The following is an 11,374-nucleotide window of genomic DNA, read 5'->3' on the forward strand; positions in this document are numbered from 1 at the left end:
AGCCTCGCGGCACGTCGTATTCCTCGAACAGGGGTGCTAGGTGAAAAACCCTAAGCATGGAGGCGGCAATGGACAAGCTCCATCTGGACAAGGCTCTGACCCCGTCGGGCTGGCGCGACGACCTGACACTGACGATCGCCGGTGACGGGCGGATCGCGCAGATCGCGCAAGGACCGGCGCCCGCCGGCGCGGCGCGGCTCAAGGGGACGACCTTGCCGGGCCTGCCCAACCTGCATTCCCACGCGTTCCAGCGCGGCATGGCCGGGCTGACCGAAGTGGCCGGCAATAGCGATGATTCGTTCTGGACTTGGCGCGACTGGATGTACCGGTTCGTCGGCGCGCTCGATCCCGACGATGTCGAGGCGATCGCGGCGCTCGCTTATGTCGAAATGGCGGAGGCGGGCTATAGCACCGTCGGCGAGTTTCATTACCTGCACAATGACCGCGACGGACGCCCCTATGCCGACCCGGCCGAGCTCAGCCGCCGCCATGTCGCCGCGGCGAGCGAGACCGGCATCGGCATCACTCTGCTGCCGGTGTTCTACGCCCATTCGGGTTTCGGCGGCGCGGCCCCGAATCACGGCCAGCGCCGTTTCATCAGCGATCTCGATGGTTTCGCCCGGTTGACCGAAGGCGCTGCCGCCGCGGCGCGGGCCTATGCCCGGGGTGGCTTCGGCATCGCGCCGCACTCGATGCGCGCGGTGACCCGGGACGAACTGACCCGGCTGGTCGGCCTGTTCCCCGAAGGCCCGATCCATATTCACGTCTCCGAACAGGTGAAAGAGGTCGAGGACTGTCTCGCCGCCCATGGCCGGCGGCCGATCGAGCTGCTCGGCGATACCGTTGCGCTCGATGCGCGCTGGTGCCTGATCCACGCGACCCACGCCGATGCCGGCGAACGGGCAGCCATAGCGAAGGCGGGCGCGGTGGTCGGGCTTTGTCCGGTCACCGAGGCCAATCTCGGCGACGGGCTGTTCGATGGCGTCGATTTTTGCGCCCAGGCCGGCCGGATCGGCATCGGTACCGATTCGAACGTGGCGATTTCGGTTTCGGCCGAGATCGCCATGCTGGAATATGCCCAGCGCTTCGGCTCGCGCCGGCGCAATGCCCTGGCGCCGCGCGGCGCCTCCACCGGGCGGACCCTGTTCGATGTCTGTCTCGCCGGCGGCGGCCAGGCCCTGGGGCTGGGCGCGCAGGGCATCGCGGTCGGTGCGCCGGCCGACCTGGTGGTGCTCGACACCGACGGCATCGCGTTTGCGGCGCGCAAGGACGATGCCATCCTCGACAGCTGGGTGTTCGGGCCGAGCCGCGATGCGGTCCGCGAGGTCTATGTCTCGGGCCGGCGGGTGGTCGATGGCGGCCGGCACGTCAAACGGCCGGCGATCGAGGCGAGGGCACGCAAGGTGCTGGAGCGGGTGATCGGCGCCTGACGGCCGTCGTCAGGCCGGTCAGTCGATCTGTTCGTTCGGATAGACGCCCCACAGGCGGTTCTGCTCGATCCAGCCGTCGAACCCTTCGCCGGTGAAACGGCACCAGGTGCGGTTGCAGGAGCGGACCAGGCCCTGCACGCGGGGCTCCAGGCGGGCGACGATCCGGCTACCGGCGGCCTTGTCCATCAGCGATACCAGCTCGTTTTCATGGCCGCGCTGCGGCTGCACCATGCCGGTGCGCCGGCCCGACAACATGGAGTGGAACACCCATGTCTCCGTGCCGTCGCGGTCGCGGATGCGCCGCCAGTTCTCGAATTCGGCGGTGACCTCCACCGGCAGGCCGGAGCGCTGATAGATCCAGACGACCTCGTGATCGCGGGTCGGGCCCATGCGGGCATTGACCCGTTCCGACTTCAGGCTGACGAAACGCGGCACCGGCAAGCGGGTCTGCGAGCCCAGCGATCCCGTGATCTCGGCGGCCTCGACGCGAGACGGACCGGCGAGAACGATCGAAACGAGTGCGGCCAGGGCCGCGGCAACGATACGATGACGCATACGCAACTCACACAGGGCTAATGCCGCCGGACCCGTCCGAAAGACAGGGCGATACGAGGATCCGACCGCTTTGTCTGGCGCGGGCCTTCTGATAGAGAGGGCCCGACGGACCGCAGTCTGGCCCAACAGGGTTAAGACTGGTTTGACGATGCGGTTCCGACAGGTCGAATCGAGGGTTCAAGGATGGCGAACCGCAAGAAGCCGCTCGTCGTCGTGACGCGCAAGCTGCCGGATATGGTCGAGACGCGCATGCGCGAGCTGTTCGAGACCCGGCTGAACGTCGACGACAAGCCGATGAGCCAGGAGGAACTGGCCGCCGCGGTCAAGGTCGCCGACGTGATCGTGCCGACCGTCACCGACCGGATCGACGCCGCCCTGCTGTCGCAGGCCGGGCCGCAATTGCGGCTGATCGCCCAGTTCGGCAATGGCGTCGACAATATCGACGTCGCCACCGCCGTGCAGCGCGGCATCACCGTCACCAATACGCCGGGGGTCCTGACCGAGGACACCGCCGACATGACCATGGCGCTGATCCTGGCCGTGCCGCGCCGGCTGGCCGAAGGGTTCGAGGTGCTGGAACATGGCGACTGGGGCGGCTGGTCGCCGACCTGGATGCTCGGCAAGCGCATTCACGGCAAACGGCTCGGCATTATCGGCATGGGCCGGATCGGCCAGGCGCTGGCCCGCCGCGCCGCCGCCTTCGGCATGCAGATCCACTATCACAACCGCCGCCGGCTGACCGAAAAGGTCGAGCGCGAGCTGGAGGCCACCTATTGGGAGAGCCTCGACCAGATGCTCGCCCGCATGGACATCGTGTCGGTGAACTGTCCGCACACGCCGGCGACCTATCACCTGCTGTCGGCGCGCCGGCTGAAGCTGCTCAAGAAGGAAGCCTTCATCGTCAACACCGCGCGCGGCGAGATCATCGACGAGGTCGCGCTGACCCGCATGATCGAGGCGGGCGACCTGGCCGGCGCCGGTCTCGACGTGTTCGAGCATGAGCCGGCGGTCAATCCGCGCCTTTTGAAGCTCGCCAAGGCCGGCAAGGTGGTGCTGCTGCCGCATATGGGCTCGGCCACCATCGAAGGCCGCGTCGACATGGGCGAGAAGGTGATCGTCAACATCAAGGCCTTCATGGACGGCCACAAGCCGCCGGACCGGGTGCTGCCCAGCATGCTCTGAGGCGGAGCTCCGGCGCATAGGCATGATGGAAGCGCCGGAGTTCGTGCCTCCCGGTCAAGGCGGTGCTCCCGCGTCGTGACCTTTCCGCAATGGCGCCGCCGGTCACGGGGCTCGCCTCAGTGGGAGCGGGTTGGCGGCGCACCGGGCCGCTAACCTTCGGCTCTCGCCATGACCCGCTCGATTCCGCCGCAAATGAAATCCAGCATGAAGGGATAGGCGGCGTTGAAATCGGTGCTGGAGAACCGATCGCACGACAGCGATTCCACGCGCCGGATGGGTGAGAAGACGCTCAGCATCACCGATATGCCGAAGACGAGCGCCCTGACCGCCTGCTCGGATTTCCCCATGCCGAAAAGCCGATCCAGCTCTTCGACGAACTGCCTTGCCGTATCGTCATAATATTTGGTCACCATCGCGGCTTGCTTCGGAGATTGCGCGGCTTGCGCGACCAATTCACCGTAGTTCTTCCAGCCGGCGTCGCCCGACGTCATATAGTGGAGAAAGGGCCTGGTGAAGGCTTCGACGAACGCGCGCAGATCCTTGCTGCCGGAACGGGAGAACTCACCCAGGAGCTGTCGCCGCATGGCGCCGAGATCATCCGAGCGCCGCGCGAATACCTCTTCGAAAAGCTGCTCCTTCGATGCGAAGTGATAGGTCACCAGACTGAGGCCCACATCGGCGCGTTTGGCGATTTCCCGTACAGGGACGCCATCGAAGCCGGACTTTGCGAAGAGCTCCTCCGCCGCGTCCAGCACCGCGGCCCGTGCTCCGCCGGACGCCTTTTCCGATGATCTGGCCATGACAATCTTCCGCTTATGCTCTTTACAAAAGAACTGGACGTACGTACAGTCCAATTGTGGGTCAGGAGTATATATACCAAGGAGGCGGCGATGACGAAAACAATGGCGCCGACGGCGCGGACGCCGTCCTCGCGACGCCGCCGTCTCATCCGCGCTCCCGGCTTGCCCGCCCAAGGGCCGGCGCGGACGCGGCATTCCCCTGAACAAGATCGCGACGCCTGATCGGCCGGTCAGAGCTTTGGTGCGCAATCCCGGCGCGTGGCGATGCGGCGACGCGTCGTGGTCTCGCTCAACTTCAACGTCCGAGAGAGGTGTCGCCATGAATGCGATGAAGAACCAGAAGAAAGCCGATGAGAAATCGCCGGGCGCAGGGGCGTTTCGGCGCATCGTCACCGGGCATGACGACCAGGGACGCTCCATCGTCGTGACGGCGGGGCCGGCGCCGTCCGTTCTCGACGTCGGCGGCGAACTCGGGGCCGTCTTCCACGAGGTGTGGAACACCGCGGCTTCGCCGGCGCCGATCCGGCGCGGCGCGGAAGAACCCGTCGGGACGGCAATCACGCTCAATCCGCCGCCGAACGGGACCAGGCTTCGCGTCATCGAATTCCGGCCGGGCCATCGCGACATGACGGCGGAAGAAGCACGAAAGGCATTCGCTGCTTTCGGCGGCAGCCATTCGCTCGAATCGGAAGGCGCCGGCAAGCGTCACCCCCTCATGCACCGCACCGAAACCGTCGATTACGGCATCGTTCTGGACGGCGAGATCGTGATGTTGCTGGACGAGGGAGAGGTCGTCGCGCGGGCCGGCGACATCGTTGTTCAGCGCGGCACCAATCACGCCTGGGTCAATCGCTCGGACAGGCCATGCCGCATGGCGTTCATTTTGATCGACGGCCGCTTTGCGGACGATCTCCTCTGACACACGAAAGGACCGCAGACATGTCTTATGAATGGCCTATCGACCCAGCGGACCTGTTCTTCGAGCGGCGCCCGCAAATGCTGAGCGCGGGTTTGCCGGCCGCCGATGTCGACGCCGTGCAGTCGGTCGTCACGGAGATGTGGGCCGACGCCAGGGGCGGATGGTCGCATGAATGGTCAACGCTGGCGAAGCGCTATGCCGATGGCGGCCAGCCTCGCATGGCGGCCATGGCCTATGGCTGGGCCAAGTTTCCGACCCTTGCCAATGATGCGATGCGCAAAGCGCTCGCCAACCAGCGCGATCAGTATCTGCTGGCGGCGCCCGATTTCCCGGTCGGCTTCGAACGGCGGGTTCTCGATCTGCCCTATCGCGGCGGCGGCACGCCGCTGCCGGTTCATATCTTCGCCGCCGAGGGGCTACCCGCCGACGCGCCGACGATTCTGGTGAGCGGTGGCGTCGATAGCTGGAAGATGGATATCCATGGCGTGCTGGTTGGGCTGGCCCAGATGCGGATCGGCCGCATCATGGCTTTCGACATCGCGGGAACCGGCGAGTCGCGCGTTCCCATGACCCATGACGGGGGCGCCGAGATCGTCGACGGACTGATTGCGGAAGCCCGCCGCACGGGCGCTAGCAAGGTGGCGCATGTCGGCATTTCGATGGGCGGCTATTATTCGGCGAAATCTGGCCTGGCTGGAAAGGTCGATGCCGCCGTCGTGCTCGGCGGCCCGGTCGAGGCGGCTTTCGCTCCGGGACGAACGTTCCAATTCGGCATGTTCGACATCGTGTCCAATGCGCGCGGTTTCGACAGCCGCCCCACGGCCGAGGCGCTTTCCGACGACAACCAAGCCTATTCGCTGCGGCCATTGCTGGATCAGGATCTGAACGCGCCCATGCTGATCGTGAACGGCGCCGACGACGTTCACGTCCCTCAGCACGATACGCTCGTGTTCGAGGGACGCCGCGATACGGTGGTCCGCCTGATCCCCGGCACCGGGCATTGCGGCACGAGCAAATTCCCCGAAGTCATGGCTGCGATCATGGGCTGGCTGCCGCCAGCGCTCGGCAAATAGCCGCCGGTCCGCTTCGGAGCGTTGCGTTCCGGAGCGGACGGAGGTTTACGGTTGAAACTGGCTTGCACCCCCCGCCACCGTGTCCGCGGGAGGGGCGGCGAAGAAGGCGATCGCGCGCCAACGATCAACAGGAATCCGCCGTGGATGCGGCGATCGCGGCCCGCGCCCCGTTCAAGCCGATCCCGTTCTGCCGCCCACCAACACTGAGAGTTACGGGAGAGGAATGGTGGAAAAGCCGTCCGCGATTGAAGGTGCGATTGTCGGGATCGGCAATGCCGAGGCGGGATTCACGCGCCCGCCGACCATCCTCACGCTGAATGACGTGATCGAAGCCGGACGCGAAGGCCTTCCCGCCGACCTGCCCTCGAGCAGTTATGATCTGCTGCGGCGGTCGGCCGAGCGCCACGGCGGCAAGACGGCACTTGCCAGTTTCCGCGACGTGGCCACCCATCGGGACGTGCGCCGCATGTCATACCGCGAGCTCTTCGCGGATGTGACACGGACGGCCAATCTTTTCGCGAGCCTGGGCGTCGGCTCGCGGGACGTGGTGGCGATGCTGCTGCCCAATCTGCCCGAAACACACCTTGTCCTGTGGGGCGCCGAAGCGGCGGGCGTCGTGATGCCGCTGAACCCCATGCTCGAACCAGGTCCGCTTGTCTCGCTGCTGAACGCTGCCGGTGCCAAGGTCCTGGTCACGCTCGGGAGTGGCTCCGAGCTCTTCGTCAAGGCGGTCTCGGCGGTGTCTGAAGCCGTCGCGATCGAGCATATGATCGTGATCGGGGAGACTACGGAGGCCGGGACGACGGGCACTCCGGCCTCGCTGCGTGCAGGCGTGGAAATCCACGATTTTGCCGGCGCGCTGCAGTCGATGCCGGCCGACCATCTGGTCAGCGGCCGCCGCATCGTTCCCGATGATACCGCTTCCTATTTCTGTACCGGCGGCACGACCGGACTCCCGAAAATCGCGGTTCGGACCCACGCGCAGGTCATCGCCAATGCCTGGATGGCGGCTCGGATGATCGGCCCGGCGCTGACCCATGAGTCGATCCTGTTCTGCGGACTGCCGTTGTTCCATGTCAACGCGGCGGTGGTGACGGGGTTGATGCCCTTCCTCCAGGGCGCGTCGGTTGTTCTCGGCACTCCGGCTGGCTTCCGCACCCCAGGGCTCATTCCGCGCTTCTGGGAGATTGTCCAAGACCATCGCATCACCGCGTTCAGCGGCGTCCCGACGCTGCTCGCGGCACTTCTGGAACATCCGAGCGACGGTTTCGACCTGTCGTCGTTCCGCTTCGCGATCTGCGGGGCGGCGCCCTTGTCGGCTGAATTGCTGCAGCGCTTCGAGGAAACCTGCGGCGTCGCGATTTCAGAAGGATACGGCCTGACCGAGAGCGCCTGCGGCGCCTCGCTCAATCCGATCGATGGCGACCGCCGGCCCGGATCGGTCGGTCTCCCACTGCCGTGCCAGGAGATCCGCACGCTCGTTCTCGACGCGAACGGCGCTTTCCTGCGTGACGCTGATGTCGATGAGATCGGTGTCGTGGCGATCGCAGGGCCAAATGTGTTTTCCGGCTACCTGACCGATCGCCACAATATCGGCCTTTGGATCGACCGGGCCGATGGCCGCAAATGGCTCAACACCGGCGATCTCGGACGCCTCGACGGCGACGGTTATCTGTGGCTGACCGGTCGCGCCAAGGATCTCATCATCCGTGGCGGGCACAATATCGATCCCTCGGTGATCGAGGAAGCGCTCTACGCCCATCCCGATGTCGCTCTCGCCGCGGCCGTAGGCCGGCCCGACATCCACGCGGGCGAGGTGCCAATGGCCTTCGTCCAGCTTCGTGCCGGCGCCGGGGCGGACGGGCCGGCGCTCCTGGCGCATGCCGCCGCGCTGATCGGCGAGCGCGCGGCGGTCCCCAAAGAGGTGGTCGTGCTTCAGTCGATGCCACTGACCACCGTCGGAAAGATACACAAGCCGAGCTTGAGGCTGATCGAAGTCACCCGGGTGGTGCGTGACACCCTCGATCGCGCGGGAATAAGATTCGTCGATGCGACCGCCCATGACGACCCGCGGCGCGGCACGGTCGTTCACATCGTGGCGGCTGCCGACAGCAAGGTCGCCGCTCGCGCTGCCCTTGCGGCCTTCACATTCCAAATTGACCTGGATCAGGTGACGGGTCCGCTGGCCGAAAGGCCAAAGTGAGCCGACGCCCGGCTTGCTCCCCTTGCAGATCTCGCGCCGGAACCGCGATGCCCATCTCTGCCCGGCGGGGAGAGGTGAAGAGGACGTTCCCGTGCGAGATTTCGACGGCGGGCTCAGGTCCCTCCCAGCGGCGAGCGCGAGTGCTCCCCGCGATCGCCGGGTGTCAGCCCGCCGGTCCCGCTCAGCGGATTGTCGGGGTCCCAGCGGTAGCGGATCGTCTCGAAACGCATGTCGCGCAGGTCGAGCATCATCAGGCGGCCGACCAGGCCTTCGCCGAAACCGACGATTTCCCGGATCACCTCGAGCGCCATCATCGAACCGACAATGCCGGTGAGCGCGCCGAGCACCCCGACTTCGGAACAGGTCGGCACGGTGCCGGGCGGTGGCGCATCCGGAAACAGGCAGCGATAGGTCGGATTGGGTGCGCCGTCAGGGGCTTTCTCGTGGCCCCGGATGGTGGTGAGCGTCGCGTCGAACGTGCCGACGGCGGCCGTGATCAGCGGCTTGCCCTCGTGGAAACAGGCGTCCGAGACGGCGTAGCGGGTGGCGAAATTGTCCGAGCCGTCGGCGACCAGGTCATAACCGCGCACCAGTTCGCGGGCGTTCGTCGGCGTCAGCCGGGTGATATGGGCGACGACCTCGACATGGGGGTTGAGCCGGCGGATGGCACCGGCCGCGCTTTCGGTTTTCAGCACGCCGAGATCGGGCGTCCCATGGATGACCTGGCGCTGCAGATTGGACAGCGACACCGCGTCGTCGTCGACGATGCCGAGGGTGCCGAGGCCGGAAGCGGCGAGATAAAGCAGCAGCGGCGCGCCGAGCCCACCGGCGCCGATGACCAGGACCTTGGCGCGGCCGAGCTTCTGCTGCCCGGGGCCGCCGACCTCGCGCAGCACGATGTGGCGCGCATAGCGCTCGAGTTCATCCGCTGACAGCATCAGTCGACCGACAGGCCGAGGGCCTGCCGCACCCTGATCCGTACCGCGTGGCCGTCACGGGTCGGCAAGACGCGTTCGGTCTCCGCGCTGTCGATCTTGACCACGGCGACACAGGGGCCTTGGCCCGATGTCCGGACCCGGGCGGCGAGGTTCTCGACCGCATCCATGGTCGTGACCACCCTGATATCGGCGATGCCCGAGGCCCGGGCGATCGCGGCGAGATCGGCGATCGCCGTATGGCTCGCCTGGCCGCCGGTCTCGCCATAAAGGCCGTTGTCGAGGATGACGACGGTCAGGTTTTTCGGCTGCTGCATGGCGATGGTGGCGAAGGAGCCCATGCCCATCAGCATTTCACCGTCGCCGGTGACCGCGACGACCGGCGTCTCGGGCCTCGCCAGCGCCAGGCCGAGAGCACAGACGGCGGCGCCGCCCATGGCGCCCCAGAGATAGACATTGCGGTGATGGTCGCCGGCGGCGGCGACGTCATAGGTCGGCGAACCCAGGCCGGTGACGACGACCAGGTCGCCGCGATCGGCCATCAGGCGGGCCACCACCGCGCGGCGGTCGAGCCGGCCGGGACTGCGGTTGTCGCTCATTTCACGAACACCTTGGCGCCGATCAGTTGCTGGGACAGCAGGACGGCGACCGCGCTGCCGCCCTCATAGGCCATGCGGATGGCGGCGGCGGCCGTCGGTCCGACCTCGTGCGGCTCAGAGGCGCGCAGCACGTGAATGCCCATCAGCCGGAAGGCCTCCGGCGTCGCCGTGCCCATCGGCACCTGCCACGGATTGAACTCGCCCCATTCGCCGCGCATGGTCACGAAGGTCAGGAACGGGCCGCCCATGTTGCGGATCAGCGAGAACATGTTGACGCAATTGCCGACGCCGGAGGACTGCATGAGCAGGCAGGCGCGGTCGCCGCCGAGCCAGGCGCCGGACATCAGCGCGACGCCCTCTTCCTCCGTGGTCAGGGGAATGCCGATCATCGCGGTATCGGCATGGACCGCGCGGATCAGTTCGGCATGGCCGCCATCGGGCACATAGGCGACCTGGCGCACGCCCGCGGCCTTCAGCGCGGCGAAGATGTCGCCCGGCCAGCCGGCGGGCGAGACATGCGTCGGTTGGGGGTGCAAGGCGTTCATGCGCTGGATAGGCTCCGCTCGACGTCGAGGCGGCTCACGATGGCGTCCGCCGCGATCGGAAACAAGAGTTCCCTTGGGAGGACAGGCATGACGATCGGATTCATCGGGCTCGGACGGATGGGGCGGGGCATGGCCTCCAACCTGCAGACCAAGGGCTTTTCGCTCATGGTGCACGACGTCGCCGAGGCGCCGGTGACGGCGCTCGAAACGCTGGGCGCCCGGCACGGCACACCGGCCGAGATCGCGGCCGTGTCCGACATCGTCGTCACCATGCTGCCGACCGGCAAGGAGGTCGGCGAGGTCGTGCTGGCGCCCGGCGGCGTGCTCGACCATGCCAAGCCCGGCACCATGATCCTCGACATGTCGACGATCGACCCGGAGACCACCGACAAGCTGCATGCCGAAACGCGCGCGCGCGGCATGACCGCGGTCGATGCGCCGGTCGGCCGGCTCGCCTGGCACGCCGATCGCGGCCAGAGCCTGTTCATGGTCGGCGCCGACGACGCCGACTATGCTCGCGCGCTGCCTTTGCTGCAGGCCATGGGCACGACCATTCATCACAGCGGCGGACCCGGCGCCGGCACGCGCATGAAGCTCGTCAACAACTACCTGGCGATCATCCTGTGCCAACTCAATGCCGAGGCGCTGTCGCTGTCGCAGCGCTTCGGGCTGGATCTCGCCAAGACGCTCGACGTGCTCTACGGCACCACCGCGACCAATGGCCAGCTCAAGGTCAACTGGCCGAACAAGGTGCTGGCGGGTGATACCGATCCGGGCTTCACCATCGATCTCGCGCACAAGGACCTGTCGCTGATCGTCCAGGCCGCCAATAGCGCGCGGGTGCCGCTGCCGGTGGCGGCCGCCGCGCGCGAAGCCTTCTCGACGGCCCGCGCCCGCGGCTACGGCCAGAACGATTTCTCGGCGATGGTCGACGTGCTCTGCGACATGGCCCAGATCGAACGGGCGCGGCTGCCGAAAGGCTATACGCCGCCGGCGTGAAAACGGGCGAATCGTGACGAGCGAGTGGCGAATGGGGAAAGTGTCGGTGCTTCCGAATTCGCTGTTCGGTTTCTCCCGCGGACGGACATCAACCCGCGGCATCAACCCTCTCCCGCGCGTTCGCGGGAGAGGCT

Annotated in this window: 11 protein-coding genes; 6 read left to right on the forward strand and 5 right to left on the reverse strand. The window is 66.8% G+C overall.

The features are described 5' to 3' along the window. The first annotated feature begins 68 nt into the window (after nt 1-68). Nucleotides 69-1,430, forward strand: coding sequence for a formimidoylglutamate deiminase (locus tag AC07WJ_RS01500; RefSeq protein ID WP_494932756.1), 1,362 nt, complete (start codon nt 69-71; stop codon nt 1,428-1,430). A gap of 18 nt (nt 1,431-1,448) precedes the next feature. On the opposite strand, the gene AC07WJ_RS01505 is transcribed toward AC07WJ_RS01500, so the two are convergent. Continuing rightward, on the reverse strand, nt 1,449-1,985 hold the full coding sequence (locus tag AC07WJ_RS01505) for an SH3 domain-containing protein (protein ID WP_494932757.1): 537 nt from the start codon (nt 1,983-1,985) through the stop codon (nt 1,449-1,451). Between the two features lie 183 nt (nt 1,986-2,168). Here AC07WJ_RS01505 and AC07WJ_RS01510 point away from each other — a divergent pair, with 183 nt between their 5' ends. Next, a complete protein-coding gene (locus AC07WJ_RS01510; RefSeq protein WP_494932758.1) occupies nt 2,169-3,167 on the forward strand; it encodes a 2-hydroxyacid dehydrogenase in 999 nt (332 codons plus the stop codon). A gap of 149 nt (nt 3,168-3,316) precedes the next feature. Here AC07WJ_RS01510 and AC07WJ_RS01515 read toward each other — a convergent pair whose 3' ends face one another. Beyond that, nucleotides 3,317-3,967: a TetR/AcrR family transcriptional regulator gene (locus AC07WJ_RS01515; RefSeq protein ID WP_494932759.1), complete on the reverse strand. Its 651-nt coding sequence runs from the start codon at nt 3,965-3,967 to the stop codon at nt 3,317-3,319. Between the two features lie 319 nt (nt 3,968-4,286). Here AC07WJ_RS01515 and AC07WJ_RS01520 point away from each other — a divergent pair, with 319 nt between their 5' ends. The 3 genes from AC07WJ_RS01520 to AC07WJ_RS01530 all read left to right on the forward strand — a co-directional run bounded on the left by AC07WJ_RS01520 (nt 4,287) and on the right by AC07WJ_RS01530 (nt 8,162). Further along, nucleotides 4,287-4,886 carry a cupin domain-containing protein gene (locus AC07WJ_RS01520; protein ID WP_494932760.1) on the forward strand — a complete coding sequence of 200 codons (600 nt, stop codon included), beginning with the start codon at nt 4,287-4,289 and terminating at the stop codon, nt 4,884-4,886. Next, a complete protein-coding gene (locus tag AC07WJ_RS01525; RefSeq protein ID WP_494932761.1) occupies nt 4,832-5,959 on the forward strand; it encodes an alpha/beta fold hydrolase in 1,128 nt (375 codons plus the stop codon). Before AC07WJ_RS01520 ends, AC07WJ_RS01525 begins: the two co-directional genes overlap by 55 nt. 223 nt (nt 5,960-6,182) lie before the next feature. Next, nucleotides 6,183-8,162, forward strand: a complete 1,980-nt coding sequence (locus AC07WJ_RS01530; protein WP_494932762.1) for an acyl-CoA synthetase — start codon at nt 6,183-6,185, stop codon at nt 8,160-8,162. A gap of 113 nt (nt 8,163-8,275) precedes the next feature. On the opposite strand, the gene AC07WJ_RS01535 is transcribed toward AC07WJ_RS01530, so the two are convergent. Genes AC07WJ_RS01535 through AC07WJ_RS01545 form a run of 3 tightly spaced genes read right to left on the reverse strand, consistent with a single transcriptional unit; the run spans nt 8,276 to nt 10,241 of the window. After that, complete coding sequence (locus AC07WJ_RS01535) at nt 8,276-9,100, reverse strand: HesA/MoeB/ThiF family protein (RefSeq protein WP_494932763.1); 825 nt, start codon at nt 9,098-9,100, stop codon at nt 8,276-8,278. Beyond that, nucleotides 9,100-9,696, reverse strand: a complete 597-nt coding sequence (locus AC07WJ_RS01540; protein WP_494932764.1) for a thiamine pyrophosphate-dependent enzyme — start codon at nt 9,694-9,696, stop codon at nt 9,100-9,102. Before AC07WJ_RS01540 ends, AC07WJ_RS01535 begins: the two co-directional genes overlap by 1 nt. Then, on the reverse strand, nt 9,693-10,241 hold the full coding sequence (locus AC07WJ_RS01545; protein ID WP_494932765.1) for a phosphonopyruvate decarboxylase: 549 nt from the start codon (nt 10,239-10,241) through the stop codon (nt 9,693-9,695). Before AC07WJ_RS01545 ends, AC07WJ_RS01540 begins: the two co-directional genes overlap by 4 nt. A gap of 87 nt (nt 10,242-10,328) precedes the next feature. Here AC07WJ_RS01545 and AC07WJ_RS01550 point away from each other — a divergent pair, with 87 nt between their 5' ends. After that, nucleotides 10,329-11,240 (forward strand): NAD(P)-dependent oxidoreductase, encoded by a 912-nt coding sequence (locus AC07WJ_RS01550; RefSeq protein ID WP_494932766.1) that lies wholly within the window; start codon nt 10,329-10,331, stop codon nt 11,238-11,240. Nucleotides 11,241-11,374: the final 134 nt, after the last annotated feature.

The sequence above is a fragment of the Phreatobacter sp. GW821-FHT04C01 genome (assembly GCF_059420385.1).